The organism is Mesorhizobium sp. M3A.F.Ca.ET.175.01.1.1 (genome assembly GCF_004791945.1).
In the GTDB taxonomy this organism is placed as follows: domain Bacteria; phylum Pseudomonadota; class Alphaproteobacteria; order Rhizobiales; family Rhizobiaceae; genus Mesorhizobium.
Map to the genome: position 1 here is coordinate 1 of NZ_SRTP01000260.1, position 318 is coordinate 318.

The 318-nt window shown below is 65.4% G+C and carries 1 pseudogene; it reads right to left on the reverse strand.

Annotated elements, in window-relative coordinates:
- Positions 1 to 318, reverse strand: a pseudogene (locus EN818_RS31565) (FAD-dependent oxidoreductase); the annotation flags it as partial.

Sequence of the window (318 nt, forward strand, 5' to 3'; positions counted from 1 at the left end):
GTCGGTGCGCGAGCCGTAGCGGTAGGGCACGCCGCGGCCACCCATGGTGCTACGCCCCTCGCGGGTGCGCTGGGCATAGCAATAGGCATGCGCGGCATTGCCGAGCAGCTCATGCCCTTCCCAGCCAATCTTGCGCCAAAGCTCTTTCGGCAGCGGTTCGGTGACGATCTGCGCACTGTTGAGCGCTAGCCAGGTGCGCTCCTCTCCGGGAATGCCGGCGGTGAATCCTTCCGTCGCGCGGATGATGGTTTCGGCACGCACCGTGCCGCGATCCGTGGTCACAACACCTTTGGCGATCGCAGTCACCGTCGTCTTCTC